General features: G+C 58.6%; 16 protein-coding genes and 1 tRNA gene. 13 read left to right on the top strand and 4 right to left on the bottom strand.

The annotated features are described in order from the left end of the window. Positions 1-86 precede the first annotated feature (86 nt). From gltB to ACTHV6_RS04210, 5 genes are all read left to right on the top strand, one after another. Positions 87-4,589 carry a glutamate synthase large subunit gene (gene gltB / locus ACTHV6_RS04230; protein ID WP_441386026.1) on the top strand — a complete coding sequence of 1,501 codons (4,503 nt, stop codon included), beginning with the start codon at positions 87-89 and terminating at the stop codon, positions 4,587-4,589. Further along, positions 4,582-6,006, top strand: coding sequence for a glutamate synthase subunit beta (locus tag ACTHV6_RS04225; RefSeq protein WP_441386025.1), 1,425 nt, complete (start codon positions 4,582-4,584; stop codon positions 6,004-6,006). Before gltB ends, ACTHV6_RS04225 begins: the two co-directional genes overlap by 8 nt. Positions 6,007-6,073: 67 nt before the next feature. Continuing rightward, positions 6,074-7,501, top strand: coding sequence for a pyruvate kinase (gene pyk / locus ACTHV6_RS04220; protein WP_441386024.1), 1,428 nt, complete (start codon positions 6,074-6,076; stop codon positions 7,499-7,501). 31 nt (positions 7,502-7,532) lie between these two features. Continuing rightward, positions 7,533-7,616: transfer RNA gene (locus ACTHV6_RS04215), tRNA-Leu, on the top strand. 85 nt (positions 7,617-7,701) lie between these two features. Then, positions 7,702-8,313: an ANTAR domain-containing response regulator gene (locus tag ACTHV6_RS04210; protein WP_441386023.1), complete on the top strand. Its 612-nt coding sequence runs from the start codon at positions 7,702-7,704 to the stop codon at positions 8,311-8,313. Positions 8,314-8,321: 8 nt separating this feature from the next. On the opposite strand, the gene ACTHV6_RS04205 is transcribed toward ACTHV6_RS04210, so the two are convergent. After that, positions 8,322-8,699, bottom strand: a complete 378-nt coding sequence (locus ACTHV6_RS04205) for a PaaI family thioesterase (protein ID WP_441386022.1) — start codon at positions 8,697-8,699, stop codon at positions 8,322-8,324. Between the two features lie 22 nt (positions 8,700-8,721). Between ACTHV6_RS04205 and polA the strand changes: the two genes are divergently transcribed. Further along, positions 8,722-11,403, top strand: coding sequence for a DNA polymerase I (gene polA, locus ACTHV6_RS04200; protein WP_441386021.1), 2,682 nt, complete (start codon positions 8,722-8,724; stop codon positions 11,401-11,403). Between the two features lie 240 nt (positions 11,404-11,643). Then, a complete protein-coding gene (gene rpsA / locus ACTHV6_RS04195) occupies positions 11,644-13,122 on the top strand; it encodes a 30S ribosomal protein S1 (protein WP_441386020.1) in 1,479 nt (492 codons plus the stop codon). A gap of 66 nt (positions 13,123-13,188) precedes the next feature. Here the strand turns inward: rpsA and ACTHV6_RS04190 are convergent, their stop codons facing one another. After that, a complete protein-coding gene (locus ACTHV6_RS04190) occupies positions 13,189-13,614 on the bottom strand; it encodes an RrF2 family transcriptional regulator (RefSeq protein ID WP_441386019.1) in 426 nt (141 codons plus the stop codon). A 16-nt stretch (positions 13,615-13,630) separates the two neighbouring features. After that, positions 13,631-14,773, bottom strand: coding sequence for a trans-sulfuration enzyme family protein (locus tag ACTHV6_RS04185; protein WP_441386018.1), 1,143 nt, complete (start codon positions 14,771-14,773; stop codon positions 13,631-13,633). A 172-nt stretch (positions 14,774-14,945) separates the two neighbouring features. On the opposite strand from ACTHV6_RS04185, the gene ACTHV6_RS04180 reads away from it, so the two are divergent. From ACTHV6_RS04180 to coaE, 5 genes are read left to right on the top strand one after another with little or no spacing between them, the layout of a single operon-like run. Continuing rightward, the gene (locus ACTHV6_RS04180) at positions 14,946-16,136 is read left to right on the top strand and encodes a M20 metallopeptidase family protein (protein ID WP_441386017.1); all 1,191 of its coding nucleotides are present in this window, start codon (positions 14,946-14,948) and stop codon (positions 16,134-16,136) included. After that, the gene (locus ACTHV6_RS04175; RefSeq protein ID WP_441386016.1) at positions 16,129-17,151 is read left to right on the top strand and encodes a methionine ABC transporter ATP-binding protein; all 1,023 of its coding nucleotides are present in this window, start codon (positions 16,129-16,131) and stop codon (positions 17,149-17,151) included. Before ACTHV6_RS04180 ends, ACTHV6_RS04175 begins: the two co-directional genes overlap by 8 nt. Next, on the top strand, positions 17,151-17,819 hold the full coding sequence (locus tag ACTHV6_RS04170; RefSeq protein ID WP_441386015.1) for a methionine ABC transporter permease: 669 nt from the start codon (positions 17,151-17,153) through the stop codon (positions 17,817-17,819). The genes ACTHV6_RS04175 and ACTHV6_RS04170 overlap by 1 nt, the downstream gene beginning before the upstream one ends. A 37-nt stretch (positions 17,820-17,856) precedes the next feature. Next, entirely contained in the window at positions 17,857-18,690 is an 834-nt protein-coding gene (locus ACTHV6_RS04165; RefSeq protein ID WP_441386014.1) for a MetQ/NlpA family ABC transporter substrate-binding protein, read from the top strand. A gap of 9 nt (positions 18,691-18,699) precedes the next feature. Then, entirely contained in the window at positions 18,700-19,554 is an 855-nt protein-coding gene (coaE, locus tag ACTHV6_RS04160) for a dephospho-CoA kinase (protein WP_441386013.1), read from the top strand. Here coaE and ftsH read toward each other — a convergent pair. Next, on the bottom strand, positions 19,551-21,575 hold the full coding sequence (gene ftsH / locus ACTHV6_RS04155; RefSeq protein WP_441386012.1) for an ATP-dependent zinc metalloprotease FtsH: 2,025 nt from the start codon (positions 21,573-21,575) through the stop codon (positions 19,551-19,553). The genes coaE and ftsH overlap by 4 nt on opposite strands. Positions 21,576-21,687: 112 nt before the next feature. Here ftsH and uvrB point away from each other — a divergent pair, with 112 nt between their 5' ends. Continuing rightward, positions 21,688-23,769, top strand: a complete 2,082-nt coding sequence (uvrB, locus tag ACTHV6_RS04150) for an excinuclease ABC subunit UvrB (protein WP_441386011.1) — start codon at positions 21,688-21,690, stop codon at positions 23,767-23,769. Positions 23,770-23,878 lie beyond the last annotated feature (109 nt).

Raw genomic sequence — 23,878 nt, 5'->3', positions numbered from 1 at the left:
CTGACACTGTTCATAATGTGGGCACCCGTTTGAGACGGCGTGCCCACATTATTTGATGGGGTTGTTACTAAGTGTCAGGAGGTCTCATGAACCAGCAAGGGTTGTACCGTCCCGAGAACGAACATGATGCGTGTGGAGTTGCCTTTGTGGCTGACCTTCACGGTGAGCAGTCGCGTTCTGTTGTCCAGATGGGGATCACCGCATTGGAGAATCTCGATCACCGCGGAGCCGTGGGCGCCGAAGAAAACAGCGGTGATGGTGCAGGAATTCTCGTTCAGGTCCCAGATGAGTTCATGAGAGCCTCTGTTCCTTTTGACCTGCCAGCGCATGGATCCTACGCGGTGGGCATCGCCTTCCTTCCCGCCATTGGAGAGCGCTCCGGTGCTGTCAGGCAGATCGAAGAGATCGCGAAAGAAGAGGGACTCGAGGTTCTGGGATGGCGGACGGTCCCCGTCGATTCGTCCATGATCGGGCCAACCGCGCTCAGTTCCATGCCAACGTTCCGCCAGCTCTTTGTTCAGGATACTCAGGGTGGGTCCGGGCTTGACTTGGATCGCAAGGCGTTCCGATTGCGCAAGCGCGCGGAGAACGCGGGGACCTATTTTGCCTCCCTGTCGTGCCGAACCGTCTTGTATAAGGGCATGTTGACCACCAAGCAGCTGGAGCCCTTCTTCCTCGATCTACAGGATCCGCTCTTTGCCTCGGCGATAGCCGTGGTGCATTCGCGTTTCTCTACCAATACGTTCCCCTCATGGCCGCTGGCTCAGCCCTTCCGGCTGGTGGCGCACAATGGCGAAATCAATACTGTTCGCGGTAACCGCAACTGGATGTCTGCGCGCGAGCGTTCCATGACCAGCGATCTGCTCGGGGACGTGAGTGAGCTCTTGCCCATCAACTCGATGAGTGCTTCCGATTCGGCAAGCTTCGATGAAGTGTTGGAGCTCCTTCACCTAGCGGGCCGCTCCCTTCCTCACGCGGTCCGCATGATGATCCCTGAGCCGATGCACGCGGATATGGATCCCAAGCTGCGCGATTTCTATGCCTATCACTCAACCATGATGGAGCCATGGGATGGTCCGGCATCCATCACCTTTACTGACGGTGTTGAGGTGGGGGCGGTGCTCGACCGCAACGGCCTGCGGCCGGGCCGGTTCTGGGTGAGCGATACCGGACTTGTTGTGTTGGCCTCGGAGGCCGGCGTTCTTGATATTCCCGCTGAGAACATTGTCCGTAAGGGCAGGCTGGCTCCGGGCAAGATGTTCCTTGTTGATACTGCGGCCCACCGGATCATCGAGGATGAGGAAATCAAGGAGCAGTTGGCTGCCCGGGCGCCGTATGGGCAGTGGCTGGATGAGCTCTCCGTGCAGATGGATGATCTGCCGGATCGTGAGCACGTGGATCATTCGCGATCCTCTGTGGTACGCCGCCAGCAGGCCTTCGGCTACACGCACGAAGAACTGCGCATGTTGATCAAGCCAATGGCTCAGTCCGGTGCGGAAGCAAAAGGTTCGATGGGAACCGATACTCCGATCGCGGTTCTCTCCGAACGCCCGCGCCTGCTTTTCGATTACTTCAGTCAGCAGTTTGCGCAGGTCACCAACCCGCCGCTCGATGCGATTCGCGAGAAGCTCGTGACGTCGATGACCTCCTGCGCTGGTCCCGAGCCGGATCTGCTATCCGAGGTGCCGGAACACGCACGCAAGCTCATTGTTGATTACCCTGTTCTGCGTTCGGACGATCTGGCGAAGATCAGGACGATCGGCCGCTACCCGGATCAGGGACGCGGGCTTAGTGCACAAACGTTCTCGGGCCTCTACCGCGTCTCCGGTGGCGAGAAGTCACTGCGGGCTGCGATCGATGAGCTGTGTGCGAACGTGGATGCGGCTATCGCCGATGGTGTTTCGTTTGTTATTCTTTCCGATCGCGATTCTTCCTCCGAAATGGGTCCGATTCCTTCGCTGCTTCTGACAAGCGCAGTTCATCACCATCTCCTACGCCAGCAGACCCGTACGAAGGTGGCTATCTTCGTTGAGGCCGGAGATGTCCGCGAAGTGCACCACGTGGCACTACTGATCGGATACGGCGCGACGGCTATCAACCCGTACCTTGCATTGGAATCTGCTGAGAACATGGCGCGCACGGGCGAAATCTCCGTCAGTGCAGCTGATGCCGTGGAGAACGTGATTCACGGGCTCGGTGGCGGACTTCTCAAGGTGATGTCCAAGATGGGCATTTCAACGGTGGCCTCCTACCGAGGGGCTCAGGTATTTCAAGCGGTGGGCCTGTCACAGGACGTCGTCGATCAATACTTCACCGGCACTGCCAGCCCACTGGGCGGAGCGGGACTAGACATCGTGGCCACCGAGCTGGCCCAACGGCACGCTCAGGCCTACCCGGCCTCCGGGATTTCGCCGGCTCACCGTGATCTGGAAGTTGGCGGCGAATATCAGTGGCGCCGCGAAGGTGAAGAGCATCTCTTTAATCCAGAGACGGTATTCCTCCTCCAGCACTCAACACGCACCAACTCATACCCGCTGTTCAAGAAGTTCACGGAGAAGATCAACAATCAGGCTGAGAAGCTCATGACCCTGCGTGGCCTGTTCAGGCTGAAGGAAGGGGAGCTCGACCCGATTCCGATTGAGGACGTGGAGCCCATGGAATCGATCATCACCCGCTTCTCCACTGGCGCGATGTCGTATGGGTCCATTTCGCAAGAGGCTCATGAAACTCTTGCCATCGCGATGAACCAGCTGGGTGCACGCTCCAACACCGGCGAGGGAGGCGAACTCCCAGAGCGCCTGTACGATGCCGATCGGCGCAGTGCCATCAAGCAGGTGGCTTCCGGCCGGTTCGGCGTGACGAGCGAATACTTAGTGAACGCGGACGATCTGCAGATCAAGATGGCTCAGGGCGCCAAGCCAGGTGAGGGTGGCCAGCTTCCCGCCGAAAAGGTGTATCCGTGGGTTGCCGAAGTCCGTCACTCCACCCCTGGCGTTGAATTGATTTCTCCGCCGCCACACCACGATATCTATTCGATCGAGGATTTGGCGCAGCTCATTCACGATCTCAAGAATTCCAATCCTCGGGCGCGTATCCACGTGAAGCTCGTGTCTGAAGTTGGCGTTGGGACCGTTGCCGCCGGTGTTGCCAAGGCGCACAGCGATGTTGTGCTGATTTCTGGCCACGATGGTGGGACGGGTGCTGCTCCATTGACGTCGCTGAAGCATGCGGGAGCTCCGTGGGAGCTAGGCCTCGCGGAAACCCAGCAGACCTTGGTGCTCAATAACCTTCGTGACCGGATCGTCGTCCAGACTGATGGCCAGCTCAAGACCGGCCGCGACGTGGTGATTGCGGCGCTGCTCGGCGCCGAAGAATTCGGCTTCGCCACCGCTCCTCTCGTGGTGTCGGGTTGCGTCATGATGCGTGTGTGCCACAAGGACACCTGTCCGGTAGGTGTTGCCACGCAGAACCCCGAGCTGCGCAAGCGCTTTAGCGGCAAGCCGGAGTATGTGGTGACGTACTTCGAGTACATTGCGCAAGAGGTTCGCGAGATTCTCGCCGCCCTAGGGTTGCATTCCATTGAGGAAGCGGTGGGGCGCGTGGAGTTGATCGATGCCCATCGCGCTGTTGATCACTGGAAGGCTGAGGGGCTCGATCTTGCCCCGGTTCTCGTCAAGCCGCAACCGGTTGCCGGGACCACCCTCTACCAGAGTGTCGGTCAGGATCATGGGCTGGAACACGCGCTGGACCAAACGCTCATCGATACGTGCCGCGAGGCGCTCGATAGCGGAACCCCGATCACCGTGGATCTGCCCATCCACAACGTCAACCGCACAACCGGCACGATGCTGGGATACGAGCTCACCCGCCGCTATGGCGGGGAGGGGCTGAGCCCGGGCACGATTGATTTGACCTTGAGAGGTGCGGCCGGACAGTCCTTCGGAGCAGTTCTCCCACGCGGGATTTCGATGACCTTGATTGGGGAAGCGAACGATTACGTGGGTAAGTCCCTTTCGGGAGGCACGATTGCTATTCGTCCGGACGGGCAAAGCCCATTCGTCGCGGAGGAGCAGGTGATCGCAGGCAACGTGATTGGCTACGGTGCCACTGCTGGCAAAATCTTCGTTCGGGGCCAAGTAGGCGAACGTTTTGGCGTTCGTAACTCCGGCGCCACCATGGTGGCGGAGGCCGCGGGCGATCATTGTGCTGAATACATGACAGGTGGAACTCTCGTGGTTCTTGGTCAAACGGGCCGGAACTTCGGTGCCGGCATGTCTGGCGGCTCAGCCTACCTGTGGGACTTTGATAGGAACATGATGAACCCGGAGGCTGCGGCACAAGGCCAGTTCATCGAAACCGTCCCAAGCGAATCTGACCGCGAGGAACTCACGGCGATCCTACGTGAGCACATCGAGCTGACGGGTTCAGAAGCGGCCGAACGGGCACTCGGCGATCTTTCGCGGTTCACGAAACTCGTGCCACGGGAGTTCTCGTTGGTGACAGCGGCTCTAGAGCACGCAAAGGTCAACGGCTTGGACATCACCAACGCCACTGTATGGAGCGAGATTATGGAGGCTAGCCATGGCTGATCCACGCGGATTTCTCAAGCATCGTGAGCGGGAACTGCCCGCCGAACGCGCTATCCCTGTGCGCATCATGGACTGGAAGGAGATCGAGGATCAGCGCGTAGATAACTCCGCGCAGCTGAAGCGCCAAGCATCACGCTGTATGGACTGCGGTATCCCCGTCTGCCATTCCTCGTGCCCGCTGGGGAACCTCATTCCAGAATGGAATGATTCGACATGGCGCGATAACCTTCCTGAGGCGATCGAACGCCTGCATGCCACCAACAACTTCCCGGAGTTCACCGGACGGCTGTGCCCTGCACCCTGCGAGGCAGGATGCGTTTTGGGGATTAACCAGCAGCCCGTCACGATCAAGGCTGTTGAGCACGCGATTATCGACGATGCGTGGGAAGCTGGACTTGTTGAGCCGCATGTTCCCGAATATCTCACGGGCAAGACTGTGGCGGTCATTGGTTCCGGGCCCGCAGGCTTGGCTGCCGCCCAGCAGCTGACCAGAGCCGGGCACACCGTAGCGGTGTACGAGAAGTCCGATGACATCGGTGGCCTCATGCGTTACGGGATCCCCGAGTTCAAGATGGAGAAGGCCGTGCTGGAACGCCGGCTGGACCAGATGCGTGCTGAGGGAACTGTCTTCTACCCCGGAGTTGATGTAGGCGGCGAAACGAACGCCCGTGAGCTGCTCCAGCGGTTTGACGCCGTTGTGGTGGCTGCCGGTACACCGATGCCACGTGATCTTCCCGTTCCAGGGCGCGAGCTTGAGGGAATCCATCAGGCCGTTGAGTTCCTGACCGATTCCACGCGCCGGGTCCACGGGCTCTCGGATGAGGGTTACACCGCCGAGGGCAAAGATGTTGTGGTGATCGGTGGCGGCGATACCGGTTCCGATTGCATCGGAACATCGGTTCGTCAGGGTGCGAGAAGCGTCACCTCGTTGGAGATCATGCCGCAACTGCCCACCGAGCGCCCCGAGAACTGGCCGTGGCCTACGTTCCCGAAGCTGTACAAGGTATCCACCTCGATGGCTGAGGGTGGCCAAACACTGTACTCCACCGCAACCGTCGAGTTCATGGGGGAGGACGGCAAGGTCAGCCACCTCAAGATCCGCGAAGGCGAGGAAGAACGCGTGATCCCCGCCCAGCTGGTGTTGCTTGCCATGGGATTCCTTGGAGTGGAGAAGGCTGGCATGGTTGAACAGCTTGGTTTGGAAACAGACGAACGCAGCCGCATCGTGCGCAACGCTGATTTCTCCACGCAGACTCCCGGCGTGTTCGTCGCGGGTGATTCGGGCCGCGGCCAGTCTCTCATCGTGTGGGCGATCGCAGAGGGCCGTGCGGCTGCTGCGGGTGTGGACAGCTATCTGCGCGGTTCGAGTTCGCTTCCGGTACCCGTTCAGGCGCAGGATGTCTCGCTGATGTTGTAGCCCGGTGTGTTGGGGACAACCAAAGATGCCAGTTAAATAACGAATACCCTCAGGTAGGATGTACAGCATGCGACGAGCAAAAATTGTGTGCACACTTGGTCCGGCAACTACCACTCAGGAACAAATCCTTGAGTTGGCCCGTGCTGGAATGAACGTAGCTCGAATCAACGCCTCGCACGGTTCTCACGCTGAACACGAAGAGCGCATTCTGCGCGTTCGTAAGGCAGCGGAGATAACCGGGCGTCCGATTGCCGTACTGGTTGATCTTCAGGGGCCAAAGATTCGTCTAGGTACGTTTGCGGAAGGTCCAGTCCGGCTCAACGTTGGTGATGAGTTCACCATTACCACGGACGATGTCCCTGGCACGAAGGAGCTTGTCTCAACAACGTTCAAGGGGCTGCCCGGAGATTGTAAGCCCGGCGATCATATTTTGATCGACGACGGCAAGGTTGCAGTACGTGTTACCTCCGTTGAGGGCCCCGAAGTCCACACGGTGGTTGAGGTTCCCGGCCCGGTTTCGGATCACAAGGGAGTTAACCTTCCTGGTGTTGCCGTGTCCGTTCCTGCACTGTCCGAAAAGGATCGTGAGGATCTTGAGTGGGGCCTGCGCTTCGGCTGCGATATCGTTGCCCTCTCCTTTGTGCGTGATGCCAAGGATATCGACGATGTCCATGAGATCATGGACAAGGTTGGCGTGCGTAAGCCCGTCATCGCCAAGATCGAGAAGCCACAGGCAGTGGAGAACCTCGAAGCAATCGTCCGCGCGTTCGATGGCATCATGGTTGCCCGCGGTGATCTGGGTGTTGAGGTACCGCTCGAACAGGTTCCGATCGTTCAGAAGCGCGCCATTGACCTGTGCCGCCGGATGGCCAAGCCCGTTATTGTGGCCACTCAGGTGCTCGAGTCCATGATCGAAAACCCGCGTCCTACGCGCGCGGAAGCGTCCGATTGTGCGAACGCGATTATTGATGGTGCTGACGCCGTGATGCTTTCGGGCGAAACCTCGGTTGGGCTCTATCCCATTGAGTGCGTGCAGACGATGTACAACATCATCGAGTACTCGGAAGAACATGGCCTCGAACAGATAGCGGAGATCGGAAACCTTCATCGTACGCGTAACGGTGTGATCACCCGTGCGGCGATGGAGATCGGCGAAGCGCTTGGCGTGAAGTTTGTGGTTGTCTTCACTCAGTCGGGTCAGACGGCACGGCGTGTGGCGCGGCTTCGCGCGCGTTTGCCACTGCTATGCTTCACTCCTGACCCTGCTGTACGTAATCAGTTGGCACTCACATGGGGCGTGGATACCTTCACGGTTCCACATGTACTGCACACTGATGATATGGTAGGACAGGTAGATCATCTCCTCCGTGAGATGGACCTAGCTGAAGATGGCGATCGTATCGTTATCGTGGCTGGTATGCCCGCAGGTGTTATTGGTTCCACCAATACCATTCGCGTGCACAAGATGGGCGAAACGTTAATCCGTCACGCTTAATCACCCTTGGGGGGCCATCGGCCCACCATCTGCTCCTGTGGTGGAATTGGTAGACACACTGCACTCAAAATGCAGCGCCTTTGCGGGCGTGCGGGTTCGAGTCCCGCCGGGAGCACGGCTTATTCCAAGCACCAGACTTGGAAAAGGTTAGTGTAGAAGACCGAAAGACAAGATGTTGGCTGCCGGTCAAAGGAGACGCTATGGCACAGGAAGACGCAGCAACCACCGAAGTATCCGGGACCCGGACCTTAGTGGTTGAAGACGAGACGCTGATCCGTTTGGATATCGTCGAGACTCTCGAGGGTGCAGGCTACGAGGTTGTTGGGCAGGCTGGTGACGGCGAGCAGGCTATTGCCCTTGCTGATGAGCTTGAGCCGGAACTGATCGTCATGGACGTGAAGATGCCGGGAATGGATGGCATCACGGCCGCCGATCGCATCCTCGAGGATCACAATTGTGCGATTGTCATGCTCACGGCGTTCTCCCAAAGCGAGCTGGTTGATCGTGCGCGCGATGCCGGGGCGATGGCCTATGTTGTCAAGCCGTTTACTCCAGCTGAGCTGATCCCTGCTGTGGAAATCGCTGTGTCCCGTGCGCAGGAAATCGCTGCTCTCAAGAACGAGGTCGCGAGCTTGACCGAGCAGTTTGAGACTCGCAAGCGCGTTGATCGTGCGAAGGGGCTTCTTGAGGAACGTATGGGCCTCAGTGAGCCGGAAGCCTTCCGTTGGATCCAGAAAACATCCATGGATCGCCGGCTGACGATGCGCGAGGTAGCGGACGCCGTGATCGATCAAGTTGGCCGCGCGGAGTAGTTCCGTTTCTAGCGTGTAATGAACACGTTGGTCATCCGGCCAACGGCGGTCAGCGTACCCGATTCGTCGCGTATCTCCACCTGAGTACACATGGAGGAGCGTGACTGAGAAAGCAGGGTTGCGGTTGCTGTCACGTATCCCTCAGTGGCCCCGCGAAGCTGGGACACATTCAGTTCCGTTCCAACGGGCAGTTTGCCCTCTGGAGCCCTGCGCAGCGCGAGGCTCGATGCCGCCTGCTCAACCAGCACCCCGTTCGCTCCGCCGTGCAGTAGTCCGGCTGGCTGCGTGTTACCAGCAACTGGCATGGCCATGACCACGAGGTCCTCACTGATGGTGCGGACCGTGATCTGAAGGCGTTCAGCGAGTTCTCCAAGGTAGTTCTCCATGACTTAATAGTAGGCTGGGGGAGTGAACGATGAGCGAATCCTCTTGGTCGATGGTAATTCGATGGCCTTCCGTGCCTTCTACGCGTTGCGCGCAGATAGTTTTCTGACCTCGCGGGGCCAGTACACGAACGCGGTGTATGGATTCATCAACACCCTTCTCAAGATGATGGGCGATTATCATCCAACGCATGTTGCCGTTGCCTTTGATTTGCCTGGGGGCACCTTCCGCACACGGAGGTTCCCGGATTACAAGGGCGGGCGCGCCAAGACCCCCGAGGAATTTAAGGGCCAAATAGGCGTTATTCAAGAGACCCTAGATGTTTTGGGAATCGCATGGCTCACCATGGAGGATTACGAGGCAGACGATATTGTTGCCACGCTTTCCTCATTGGCATCCGAACAGGGCATGCACAGCTACATTGCTTCCGGGGATAAGGATGCCTACCAGTTGGTCAGCGATAGCTGCACGCTGTTGTATCCCATGCCGCGATCGCAGATGCAGGTGCTGGATCCTGCTGGCGTGGAGGAGAAAACCACCGTGACGCCACACCAGTACCCTGACCTTGCCGCCCTCGTGGGTGAGGGCGCCGATAACCTGCCGGGAGTCCCTGGTGTAGGTCCCAAGACAGCCGCAAAGTGGATCCACCAGTATGGCGATCTCGAATCCATTCTGGCTCATGCTGATGAGATCAAGGGGCGCGCCGGAAACTCGCTGCAGGAACACACTGATCAGGTCCGCCTGAACCGTGAGCTCAATCGATTGTTGCGCGACCTTCCGATCGGTGAGGATTTCGAACTCTTCCGCCCCAAGGGCGTGGATCGGCAAGCCGTCCACGAACTGTTCGACACCTTGGACTTCTCCAGCCTGCGCTCTCGCGTTCTCCAAGAACTCCCCAGCCGCGACGGCACGCAGTCCGAGGAAACGACGGGCTTGGACTTGGCCGCTCTCAAGGTCAGCCACGAGGACTTGCCGGGATGGCTTGACGGGCGTGAATCGCCCCGATGGGGGCTCGCCCTCACCGGCAACTTTGCTCCCGGGCGTGGCGAAATAGAATCGATCGCCATTGCCGATTCGGCCGGACACGTGTTTTCCACGCTGCGTTCAGCGCTCACGCCAGCCGATGAGGAGGCGTTTGCTCAGTGGCTCGCGGACCCGGCACAGTCCAAGGTGTGTCACAGCGCCAAGGAATACTGGCACGGGCTACATGGTGCCGGTGATTTTGAGCTGAACGGCGTGGTGTGCGATACGGTTCTGGCGGCCTACCTGCTCCACCCAGACCAGCGCACGTATGATCTTCATGATCTGGCCATGCGCTATCTGGGTGTTGATATTGCCGAAGATGATGAGATGCTTCCCGGATTTGGTGGAACGGATGCCATTGCGTCTGCTGCCGCGGTGGAAGTGCCGCTGGCGCGGGCGCTGACCGAGGCGCTGAAGGAGCAGGGTGAAGATGGATCGCTCCTTGATCTTGAGCTCGCGGTGGCCAGTACCCTCCAGCAGATGGAACAAACCGGTATTCAGGTCAGTGACACTCGGCTGGATGAGCTGCGCGCAGATTTTGATGCCCGTGTGGAAGGTGCTGCCCAAAGCGCCTATAGTGCCATCGGGCACGACGTAAACCTTTCCAGTCCGAAGCAGCTGCAAACAGTTCTGTTTGACGAACTTGGACTCCCGAAAACCAAGAAGACGAAGTCTGGATATACAACCAACGCTGAAGCTCTGGCGGACCTGGCAGTGAGGATCGCCGGACGTGAGGACGATCGCGCGATATCAGGCCAAACCTTCCTCGGTTCCCTTCTCGAGCATCGCGATGCGATCAAGCTTCGCCAATCGGTTGAAGGATTACAGCGTTCCATTCAATCGGACGGACGAATCCACACCACCTACCAGCAAGCTGTAGCGGCAACGGGCCGGCTGTCCTCCACGGATCCAAATCTCCAGAACATCCATGCGCGTACCGAAGAGGGCCTTCAGATCCGCGAGGCATTTGTCCCTGGAGATCACTACGTTGGGTTGATGACGGCTGACTACTCCCAGATCGAAATGCGGCTCATGGCCTCCCTTTCCGGTGACCAAGAGCTGATTGACGCCTTCAACCATGGCGCCGATCTGCACACGTATGTTGCCTCGCGAGTTTTTGATGTTGCGGAGGATCAGGTGAGCGGAGCCCAGCGCTCCCGGATCAAGGCGATGAGCTATGGTTTGGTGTACGGACTTTCCGCTTTTGGTTTGTCCCGGCAGCTGCGTATTGACGTGGGGGAGGCCCAGCGCCTCATGGACGATTACTTCTCGCGGTTCGGTAAGGTCCGTGATTATCTGAATCTTCTTGTGGAACGCGCACGCAAGCAGGGATATACGGAAACGATGCTGGGCAGGCGCCGTTACCTTCCAGAACTGACCTCCACGAACCGTCAGCTCCGCGAGGCAGCCGAAAGGATGGCGCTCAACGCACCGATCCAAGGATCGGCAGCCGATATCATCAAGCTGGCAATGGTGGACGTAGCCCGAGATCTCCTCGATGCAGGGCTCTCTTCCCGTGTGCTGTTGCAGGTTCATGACGAATTGGTTGTGGAGATTGCTGAGGGGGAGCACGATCAGGTGGAAATGCTTCTGCGGCGTGACATGGGGCAGGCCGCTACGCTCTCTGTACCGCTTTCCGTGGGCATCGGATACGGTGCCAACTGGCGAGCTGCTGCCCACTAGGGGAAATTAGCTGGCGCAGCCGAGAGTTGAATCACTCCAATCTGGACGATGGCCTTCCGAAGTATAGAGGGTGATGGCTGCGCTAGGTGGGCTGAAGATCACGAATTTTCCGCGCAATGTCGCGCTAATCTGTTTGCGGCCAGCTCTGAGCTAACGTAGAGTTGACTACTGGTGTGGGATTCCTTCCCGCATTGTCACTGTCCAACTACTAATTCAGTCCGTAACGGAGTCACCAACTTCATGACCGATAACACGCCCACAACCTCGACGATCCCGCAGGTCGCAATTAACGACATCGGCGGCGAAGATGAAATCATCGCAGCTGTTGACCAGACCATCAAGTACTTCAATGACGGGGATATCGTCGAAGGCACTGTAGTCAAGGTCGACCACGACGAAGTCCTTCTTGACATTGGCTACAAGACAGAGGGCGTCATCCCCTCCAAGGAACTCTCCATCAAGCACGATGTAGATCCTGATGACGTTGTTCACGTAGGCGATCAGATTGAGGCCCTCGTTCTTCAGAAGGAAGACAAGGAAGGCCGCCTTCTCCTCTCCAAGAAGCGCGCACAGTACGAGCGTGCTTGGTCCCAAATCGAAGATGTCAAAGAAGCCGATGGCGTTGTCACCGGTTCGGTCATCGAAGTTGTCAAGGGTGGCCTCATTCTGGACATCGGGCTTCGTGGCTTCCTCCCTGCATCCTTGGTTGAAATGCGCCGCGTGCGCGATCTTCAGCCCTACATCGGCCGTGAGCTCGAAGCAAAGATCATCGAGCTGGACAAGAACCGGAACAACGTTGTGTTGTCCCGCCGCTCTTGGCTCGAAGAAACCCAGTCTCAGGCCCGTGGAGAATTCCTCCACAACCTCAAGAAGGGGCAGGTCCGCGAGGGCGTCATCTCCTCGATCGTCAACTTCGGTGCGTTCGTTGATCTTGGTGGCGTAGACGGTCTGGTTCACGTGTCCGAGCTTTCGTGGAAGCACATCGATCACCCATCTGAGGTTGTCGAAGTTGGCCAGAAGGTCACCGTGGAAGTCCTTGATGTTGATATGGATCGCGAGCGTGTTTCGCTCTCCCTCAAGGCTACGCAGGAAGATCCGTGGCAGACCTTCGCCCGTACCCATGCGATCGGTCAGATCGTCCCGGGCAAGGTCACCAAGCTGGTTCCGTTCGGCGCATTCGTTCGCGTGGAGGATGGCATCGAGGGCTTGGTTCACATCTCCGAGCTGGCACAGCGCCACATCGATCTGCCCGAGCAGGTTGTCAAGGTTGGTGATGACGCATTCGTCAAGGTGATCGATATTGATCTTGAGCGCCGCCGCATCTCCCTGTCGCTCAAGCAGGCGAACGAGGGCGTGGATCCCACGTCCGAAGATTTCGATCCTTCGCTGTACGGCATGGCTGCGGAATACGACGATCAGGGCAACTACAAGTACCCAGAAGGCTTCGATCCCGAGTCCAACGAATGGCTGGACGGCTACGATACGCAGCGCGAAGCGTGGGAGAACGAATACGCTGCCGCTCAGGCACGTTGGGAGTCCCACAAGGCTCAAGTTGCCAAGGCAATGGAGCAGGACGCCGAGGCAGGCCAGAGCTCTTCTGCTCCGGCGGCCACCGAGCCGGCACCGGCATCCTATTCCTCGAACGATGCAGAGGCCGCTGGCACTCTGGCATCGGACGAAGCACTTGCCGCTCTGCGTGAGAAGCTGACAAACAACTAGTTCCTCCGTATAAGGAACAGAAAACGGGACCCATTCGGGTCCCGTTTTCGCTATTGCGGGTAGTGCCTAGATCACGTAGTTATCTCCAGGGGTAGAGCTGGAAGCCAAGTCCGCGATGGTGCGCTTCTCAAAGAATGCGGTGATGAGTTCGTCCAGTTCGTGCCACATTTTGAGCGTGGCCCCACGATCTTGGTTCGAGTTGCCGCCGCCATGCAGGCCCGCAACCGGAGCCAAGCTTCCTTCCGTCAGGTGGAGAATCGTGGCTACCGTGTATTCGGCAGGGTCCTGCGTGAGCCGATACCCGCCTCCCTTGCCGCGCTGGCCGGCAAGAGCGCCCGAGCGTACAAGGGTTTTGAGGATCGATTCGAGGTACTTCTCGGACACATCTTGCCGTTCGGCGATCTCTTTCAACGGAATGTAGCCGGAGGTTTGGTTCTCGGCAAGATCGATCATGACGCGAAGAGCATAGCGCCCCTTTGTTGATACCAGCACTGGTTAGTCCCTTCCTTTAGAGCGCCTGAGCTATATCGGCCTTGAGATCCTCAACGTTTTCAAGGCCAACCGAGAGCCGAAGAAGCGTTTCTGTAATACCCAGCCGTTCACGGACTGCCACGGGCACATCGGGATGGGTCTGGACCATGGGATAGGTGATTAGTGATTCCGTTCCGCCAAGGCTTTCGGCAAACGTGATGAGCTGTGTGCGTTCCAGAACGCGGCGTGCGGTTGAGGCAGTATCTGTACGGAAGGAAATCATGGCGCCAGCACCGCGTGCCTGAGAGGCGTTGACTGTGTAACCCGGGTGATCTTCGAGTCCCACGTAGAACACGTCCGAGATACCCGGTTGCTCGCGAAGCCAGCGTGCGATCTCCACTGCGGATTCTTGTTGACGTTCCATGCGGATACCCAAGGTCTTGATGCCGCGAAGTGTGAGCCAGGAATCGAAGGGAGAGAGGGCTGCGCCGGTGGTCTTGTGGATGAGGCGGATGCGCTCAGCCAGTGCAGGAGAACCGGAACATACGAACCCGGAGATCGTATCGTTGTGGCCGCCGATGAACTTGCTCCCGCTGTGGATCACAAGATCGGCACCCAGCTCCAGAGGATTCTGAAGGTAGGGGGAAAGGAACGTGTTGTCCACGATGAGGATCAGCCCATGCTTATCCGCGATCTGGCGGCATTGCCGGAGGTCTGCCACGTTCATCATCGGATTGGACGGAGTTTCGATGTACAGGCAGGCGGTCTCTGGTGTGATCGCTGCTTCGATCGCGTGGGCGGAACCCGTATCCGCGTAGTCCACCGTGAGGCCATTCTTTGCACTGATCTGATCGAAGAGCCGAATAACGCCCCCGTACAAATCCTCCGAACACAGAATGTGCTGACCCGGAGAGAACAGTTCGATGCAGGCGGATACGGCGGCCATGCCGGAGGAGAATGCGCAGGTATCTACCGCGCCCTCAAGTGCACTCATTGTTTGTTCCAGCTTGCCGCGTGTTGGGTTGGTTTCACGCGTGTAGTCAAAGCCGCTGGACTGGCCGAACCCAACATGCCCGAACGTCGCTGTCTGGTAAATCGGGAAACTCACCGCTCGTGTTGATTCAAATTCCGGGCGCTCGAGATTGCCGTGGATACATCGAGTATCGCGATGTTCGAACATGGAGCCTTCTTTCTCTCGACTTACCCACCATGTTGGTATGAAACTAGGTGGCACGGCAGTGCCTGTTCACTATGTGGCACGTGACGAGGATGCCGCGAGGTTGGGGTAAGTTACGAACTGTTAGCATAATAACCTATGGGAGAAGTAGGTTAACTCCGAGGGAGGACGACGCGTGGGTCATCTGAGTGCCGCGTTGCGCAATGATCAGGACTATCTGACGCAGCTGCGCCGAGAGTTTCACATGCATCCGGAGATGGGACTGCAGGAGTTCTGGACTGCGGAACGAATTGAGAAGGAACTTGACGCATTCGGCATCGCTCACACCCGCGTGGGAGCGACAGGCGTTTTGGGGATCATCGAAGGAGAATGCGAGGGTGACGGATCGATCGCCCTGCGTGCCGATATTGATGGCCTGCCCGTCGAGGAGATCAACGATGTCCCGTATCGCTCTCAAAATCCGGGCGTGATGCACGCCTGCGGGCACGATTCCCACATCACGAATCTTCTGGGAGCGGCCAAGGTGCTCTCCGCTGCCCGTGCAAGCTTCGGCGGCACAGTGAAGCTCATCTTCCAGCCGGATGAAGAACACGGAAATGGCGCCCTAGATTTCGTGGAGGCAGGTGTGCTTGACGGGGTGGAGCGAACGTTCGGCATGCATGCAGCATCCGATCTTCCCACCGGAGCACTGGGAGTATGCGAGGGCCTCAACTTCGCGGCAGTGGATATCTTCACCATTATCGTGCACGGGGAAGGTGCTCACGTTTCCCGCCCCCACCTTGGTGCAGACGCCCTCTACATCGCCAGCTCAATCGTGATGGGCCTGCAAGCGCTGGTGGCGCGCAGGTCAGATCCCGTGGAGCCCGTGGTGCTTGGCGTGGGATCGTTCCACGCCGGAACAACCTACAACGCACTGGCCGCAACAGCGGAGCTCGAGGGCACCACCCGCACTGTGAACGAGGAGACTCGCCTGCGTGTGCGCGCCCAGATCGAGCAACTTGTCTCCTCCACCGCCGCCTCCTTTGGTGCAACGGCCGAGGTGCAGTGGCGCTTGGTGACGCCAGCGGTGATTAACCCTGCCGGAGTCACAGCGGAAGTGGCGGCGGTGGCTCGCGAGCTTGGATCCGACGTCGTCGTTATTACCGAACGCCCCTACTCTTTGGGCGGGGACAACTTCGCCGAACTCCAAGCACAGGTCCCGGGTGTGTATGCGTACGTGGGCACCGGAAACCCCGCGATCCCCAACACTCAAAACTCTCATCACAACGGGAACTTTGATCTGGACGAGGCGGCGCTTCCACTGGGAGCGGGCCTGTACGCCGAGTATGCGTACTGGTGGCTCACGGAAGGGACACAACGTGATTAGCATTTCTCATGCGTCGAAGACGTTCCGAGGCAAAGCCGGAACTGTTGAAGCACTCAAAGACGTGTCCTTAGATGTCAACGCCGGTGAGATTTTCGGCATCATCGGATTCTCCGGGGCTGGAAAGTCCACTCTGGTGAGGCTTGTCAACCAACTGGAATCTCCGGATACCGGCACCGTATCAGTGGATGGTCAGGATCTCACGGCGCTTGGCGCCGCCTCGTTGCGTCAAGTTCGCCGCGATATCGGGATGGTCTTTCAACAGTTCAATCTGCTGGAGCGAAAGAGCGTGTACCACAACGTGGCTATGCCACTGGTTCTGGCAGGTGCCCCCAAGGAGACCATTAAGCAACGCGTTGAGGAAGTGCTCGCGTTTGTTGAACTAGAAGACAAGCGCAACACCTACGTCAGCCAGCTCTCCGGCGGGCAGAAGCAGCGTGTTGGTATTGCCCGAGCGTTGGCCACGGAGCCGAAGATTCTCCTGTGTGATGAGGCCACAAGCGCACTGGACCCGAAAACAACCGAATCGATTCTCGCCCTCCTGAAGAAGATCAACCAATCAATGGGCGTCACGATCCTCTTGATCACCCATCAGATGCACGTCATTCAACGGATCTGCACCAAGGTAGCCGTCATGGAGGACGGCCGGATCGTGGAGCAGGGGAGCGTTCTGGACGTGTTCGATCAGCCGCGCGAGACCATCACGCAGGAATTTGTTCGCACAGTCCTCAACGATCAGATTCCCAGTACCCTTCTGGACCAGCTTGAATCGGATACTCGAAACTATCGCGTTGAACGCATGAGATTTGTTGGAGAGACCGCCAGAAAGCCCGTGTTGGCGCAGCTATCGCGCATACCGGATCTTGAAGTGAACATCTTGGGCGCCAATGTCGAGGAGCTTCAGGATACGGTTTTGTGCCTCTACATGGTCCAGCTGATCGGTGAGACCAGCGTGATCGAGGCCGCCGAACGGTACATCGATGAACAGGGTGTACGGCGTGAAAGGGTGAGCGCGTAATGGACCAAATACTCTTTGGTGTCACGGTTGAGAAGCTCGTTCTTGCCGGAAGTCAGACTATTTATATGCTGGGCTGGGGGATGATTGTTGGAGGCATCCTCGGTGTGATCATTGCGCTTGGGCTGGTGCTGACCCGCCGTGGGGGCCTCACTCCGAATCGCGCGCTGTACGCGATCCTGAACGTCACCGTCAATATCATTCGATCGATTCCGTTCATCATCCTGCTTGTGGCCATCATGCCGCTCACTCGATTGATCATGGGAACGCCTGTGGGCACCCAGGCCCAACTGGTGCCGCTCATCATCTACATTGCTCCCTACATCGCCCGGCTCGTGGAAACGAGCTTGCTTGAAGTCAAGCCGGGCGTCATCGAGGCTGCTCAGGCCATGGGGGCATCCAATCTCCAGATCGTCCGCTACTTCCTGCTGCCGGAAACCTACAGCTCCATCGTTCTGGCCATGACAACAGGCATGATCGGATTGCTGGGAGCAACAGCTATGGCAGGATACGGCGGTGGCGGTGGCGTTGGCGATCTCGCGCTCACCTACGGCCGTGAGGCCATGAATACACCGCTGATGATCTTCACAGTGGTAGTCCTCGTGATCTTTGTCCAGATCCTCCAAGCGCTCGGTAACGGGTACGCCCGTCGCCTGCGCGAACCACGCTAGCTAACGTGAACCACCATAATCAACCAAGGAGAAATCCATGAAAAAACTACTCGCATTGGCCGGCGCTCTGGTGCTTTCGGTCACGGCTTGCTCGGCCCCTGGCTCCAACTCCTCCAATGAGGAGGAAAGCGATGGCACCAAAACCACCCTGACCTTCTCGAAGTCACAGGGTCCGTACTCCGTTCTGTTCGAGGATGCGATCCAGCCCATCCTTGAGGAGAAGGGATACGAGATTAACGCCGTAGACTTCTCTGATCTGTTGAACGCTGACATTGCACTGAACGATGGCGATGTGGACTTCAATGTGGAACAGCATACGGCCTACATGGAGGACTTCAACGCAAAGAACGATGGGGACCTCGTGGCGCTCAGCCCGATTCCCACGGTTCCCGCCGGTGTGTACTCTGATCGATACGATTCCGTTGACGAGGTGTTTGATGGTGCAACGGTGGCCGTTCCAAACGATGCCTCCAACCGCGCCCGAGCCTATCTCCTCATGGAAAAGAACGGCTGGATTGAGGTTGACGATTCGGGTGACTTCGCCGCGATTGACGAATCCAACGTGACCGAGAACCCGTACAATCTTGATTTCACCGAAATGAAATCGCTTTCCATTCCCGCCGTGTCTGAGGATTTCGATTTCATCGTGATCACTGGATCGATCGTGTACAACGCAGATATTGATCCAAGCACGGCGCTTGCTACCGAGGACATCGTGGACAACATGGTTCTTCAAGTTGTGGTGAAAGAAGAAGACAAGGATTCTCAGTGGGCTCAGGACATCGTGGATGCCTACCACTCGGATGAGCTCAAGCAGTATCTGGATGAGAACAACGATGGCCTGTGGTGGATCCCCGAGGAACTCCAGTAGGCTTCATGCATGCTTCTTATCTCGCTGACCGGTGGAATTGGTACAGGCAAATCGACGGCCGCAAGCCTTCTTCGCCAGCGAGGTGCACACATCCTTGAACTCGATGAAGTTGCCCGGACCATCTTGGATCCGGGCACTTCTGCCACCTGGGAAGTTGGGGAACTCTGGCCCCAGGTGGTGCGCGATGGTGTGGTGGATCGCACCGCGCTTGCGGGCATTGTTTTCAACGATCGCGAGGCGCTAGCCAAACTGAATGCCATCACCCACCCCCGCACGTGGCAGGCGGCCGAACGGCTCCTGGAACGCTGGAGCGCAGAGGATAGGGACGGCGTTGCCGTGATCGAAATAGCGATTCTGGCGGATAGCACGCGCCGCTACGGCTCTCACCTCAATGTTGTGTTGGGGGCCGATACGGATGTGCGGATCGCACGGCTCGCCAGTAGAGGGCTCGATGCTGAGGGGGCACAGGCGCGGATCGCCAACCAACGCCCGCAGTCCGATCTTGTGGAGCTTGCCGATGCGTGGCTGGACAACTCCGGAACTCTGAACGATTTGGCGTCCCAGATCTCCGCGCTATGGGAGGACCGGCTCGCGCCCTATGCCCGCAATCTCGTCCGTGGCGTTCGGCTCACAGGCGCAACGCGCCCGGCCGAACGCGCGGAATGCGAACGCTGCCGTGAGCGCCTTGCTCATCATGGCGTCCGAGCAGCACACGGCGCGGATTCAGGCGAGCTGATTGCGGTGGACGGCCCGGACGGCCCTAACGGCGCCAGCAATGAAGCAGCCCTCGCCGCGGCAGGTTTTGTGCCGGGGGAGGGTTGCTTTGAAGTGGCGGATCCAGCGTATCGGTTGAGGATCCGCTAGTCGGGAATCTCGGGTGTATCGCCGCGCGGTGGTTCGCTCTGGCCTGGCTCAGCTTGGCCCGGCGCTGCTTGGCCCGGCTCGTCCTCATCGCGCGGCCCGGGCGGAATGGTCCCGGCCACCACGTGGCTGGTTTGGGTGGAACTGTGCTCGATTCCGGCGATCTCGTAGGCCTCTGCCTCGTCGAGCGTTTCGTGCACCATGAGCGCGTCAACTAGCGCCTTGTGCTGATCGGCGTGTTCGCGCAGGAGGCGTTTGGCTTCTTCGTAGCATTCGGTCATGAGTTCGCGAACTTCGGCATCTACAGCAGCGAGCAGAGAATCTGAAACTCCCTGAGCCCGAGGATCGCCTTCGCGGGGGTACACCTGCACGGGCCCGATTGTTGAGGACATTCCCCAGCGGCCAAACATTTGCCGGGCAATGTTCGTGGCGGTTTGGAGGTCCGATTCCGCGCCGGTTGTCACCACGCCGAACACCACTTCTTCTGCTGCCATGCCACCAAGAGCCCCGATGATGCGCCCACGGAGGTAGGCCTTGTCATACCCGTACTTATCGGCTTCGGGCGTGGATAGGGTCACGCCCAAGGCGCGCCCGCGCGGGATGATGGAGATCTTACGGACCGGATCAGCACCCGGCTGGATCATGCCCAACAGTGCGTGCCCCGCCTCATGCCATGCCGTGCGCTTGAGTTCCTGCGGGTCCATCATGACGGATCGTTCAACGCCCAGTTGGATGGTTTCCAGTGCGTCCGTGAAATCGTTGGGCAGGATGGTCTGATTGCCACGGCGCGCGGCCAGCAGCGAGGCTTCGTTCACTAGGTTGGCGAGATCGGCCCCCGTGAGGCCAGGAGTGGACTTGGCAATGCTGGATAGCGAAACCACGGGATCAATGGGGCGCCCGCGGGTGTGGACCTTGAGGATGTCCTCGCGGCCCTTTTGATCGGGCGCGGAGACTGTGATGGTGCGATCGAATCGCCCGGCGCGCGTGAGGGCGGTATCCAGTACCTCGGCAAGGTTGGTGGCCGCCACCACGATGATGCCCTCGGATTCGGAAAAGCCATCCATCTCCGTCAGGATCTGGTTGAGTGTTTGTTCGCGATCCTCGTTGGAGCCGATGCTTTGGGCGGAGGCGCGCGAACGCCCAATGGCGTCAATTTCGTCAATAAACACAATGGCGGGGGCAACCTTCCGTGCCGCCTCGAACAGGCCACGAATATCGGAGGCGCCTTTACCGGCGAGGATTCCGCCGATTTCCGCAGCGGACACGGAGAAGAACGGTACGCCCGCCTCACCGGCCGTCGCTCGTGCCAACAGTGTTTTTCCTGTGCCGGGCCCACCTTCCAGCAAAATACCTCGGGGAATCTTGGCGCCCAGCCGTGTGTAGCGATCGGGGCTCTTCAGCATATCCACGATTTCGCGCAGTTGATCCTCGACCTCATCGATTCCGGCCACGTCATCGAAGTTCACCCGGTTCTTTTCCGGATCAATAGGCTCGTGATTCTTGCCTCCAAAGAGGGACCCACCAGCCCCACCCTTCATCTGGCGTTGGAAAATCCAGTACCACAGGCCCACGATGATCGCGATGGGCAGGAGGGAAACGATCAGTGTGAGGATCGGATTTGTTCTGGTGACGGGGGATACGGCCGTGATGGTCACGTTGTTGCTGGCCAGCGTTTCCGCCATCGAATCCTCGGCCCACGTGGGGCGTTCGGTCACGAACTGTGTGGAGCTTGCTCCCTCGTAGGTGATGGCGCGGCGCGTCTCTCCTTCTAGGGTGTCTCCTTTGGAGGCCAAGGTCTTCACATTGTCCTGCTGGAGTTCCGCGTAGTAGCGGTTATAGGGCAATTCCACGATGGGATTGACGGCCTGCTGTATAGCGGAGAAGAGGAAATAGCTAGCGATCCACGCGACGATGAAGATGGCGATGAGGCGTTTCCATGATGGCCTCCGCCGTTCCTTGCCATCGTCGTTGCCCTCAACACCCTCAGCGCGCCAGCTCGGGTTCTTCGTTTCCTTATCCGCCATGATGCTATCTTCAACGCCAAGCCTTCACCGAAGCATGCTATTGCGCGGCAGGCGAAAATTACCACGCGTCACCCGCCTGACCCGCCTGCGCGAACGGAGTAGCGTTACACCCATGCGCCCTGTAACTGAACTGACCCGCTCCGTTGCTCCATTTGATGTGATCTCCGATTACACGCCCGCTGGAGATCAGCCGCAGGCCATTGCCGAACTGACTGAGCGCATCAACGCGGGGGAGAAAGACGTGGTGCTTCTGGGTGCTACTGGCACCGGAAAATCCGCCACGACGGCATGGCTGATCGAGCAAATTCAGCGCCCCACCCTCATCATCGAACCGAACAAGACCCTCGCCGCCCAAATGGCTGCCGAATTCCGTGAGCTCCTGCCGAAGAATGCCGTGGAGTATTTCGTGTCCTATTACGATTACTACCAGCCTGAGGCCTACGTTCCCCAAACGGATACCTTCATCGAAAAGGATTCTTCCATCAATGATGAGGTGGAGCGGCTGCGCCATTCGGCTACGAACAACCTGCTGACACGGCGCGACACGGTCGTCGTAGCCTCCGTTTCGTGCATCTACGGCTTGGGAACGCCGCAGGAGTACGTGGATCGAATGGTCCAGCTTCAGGTGGGCCAAACCCTCGATCGTGACGAACTCCTGCGCAAGTTTGTGGGGATGCAATACACCCGCAACGATATCGCTTTCACGCGCGGCACCTTCCGTGTACGCGGTGACACGGTGGAGATCATCCCGGTGTATGAGGAGCTGGCCATCCGCATTGAGTTCTTCGGCGATGAGGTCGAATCCATCACCCTGCTCCACCCACTCACCGGCAACGTCATCAGGGAAACGGACACGGCGCATATCTTCCCCGCCTCGCACTACGTTGCCGGGCCGGAGCGCATGAACCACGCCATCGAAAGTATTGAAGCGGAACTCGCCACGCGCCTCGATGAGCTCCGGAAACAGGATAAGCTCCTTGAGGCCCAGCGCCTTGAAATGCGCACTACCTACGATGTGGAGATGATGCGCAACATTGGAAGCTGCGCTGGCATCGAAAACTATTCGCGCCACATTGACGGGCGCGGACCCGGCACCGCGCCCAACACACTCCTGGACTACTTCCCGGATGATTTCGTGTTGATTCTGGACGAATCGCATGTGACGGTCCCGCAGATCGGCGCGATGTATGAGGGCGATATGTCCCGTAAGCGCACACTAGTGGAATACGGGTTCCGCCTACCGTCCGCCATGGACAACCGTCCGCTGAAGTGGGACGAATTCTTGGAGCGCATTGGCCAGACCGTCTATCTCTCGGCAACGCCGGGCAAGTATGAGCTGGCGCAGTCCGACGGAGTGGTGGAACAGATCATTCGTCCAACGGGCCTCGTGGATCCGGAGATCATCGTTAAGCCCACCGAGGGCCAGATTGACGATCTGCTGGAGGAGGTGCGCAGCCGAGCCGAACGGGGCGAGCGCTCCCTCGTCACCACCCTGACGAAGAAGATGGCGGAGGACCTCACCGATTACCTAGCTGATCGCGGGGTCAAGGTGGAATACCTCCATTCGGATGTGGACACTTTGCGCCGCGTGGAACTCCTGCGCGAGCTTCGCCTCGGCAAGTTCGATGTACTCGTGGGAATCAACCTCCTGCGCGAGGGATTGGACTTGCCCGAAGTCTCACTCGTGGCCATCCTCGACGCCGATAAGCAGGGCTTCCTACGCTCCACCACATCGCTTATCCAGACGATCGGCCGCGCCGCACGTAACGTATCGGGGCAAGTGCACATGTTTGCGGACACGATCACGCCCAACATGCGCGAGGCAATCGATGAAACGAACCGCCGCCGTGCCAAGCAGATAGCCTACAACGAGGAGCGGGGCCTTGACCCCCAGCCTCTGCGAAAGAAGATCGCGGACGTAACGGACATGCTGGCCCGCGAGGATATCGATACGCGCGAGCTGCTGGAAGGCGGATATCGCAGTGAGCCCGAACACGCGAAGGGTCACGCCCCGAATGTCCGGACCGAGGCCCGTGAGGAGGGTGCGCGCGATCTCACGTCCCTCATTGAGGATCTCACAGAGCAGATGCATGCCGCCGCAGAACAGCTCCAGTTTGAGCTGGCGGCCAGATATCGCGATGAAATCAAAGGTTTGAAGAGCGAGCTCTGGCATTCACAGCAGGCGCAAAAGTAGCCTGTGAGGCGTGGCACGCTCCGGCCTCCTCTTTTTCCGTCCGCCGTGCCCTAGAATTTAGCGCTGAAGGGGAGTATTCCCAACTAACATCGGTTCGTCATCACGACTC

It is taken from the genome of Ancrocorticia sp., from assembly GCF_052089425.1.
Lineage (GTDB): Bacteria > Actinomycetota > Actinomycetes > Actinomycetales > Actinomycetaceae > Ancrocorticia.
This window is presented reverse-complemented; position numbering and strand designations above follow the sequence as displayed.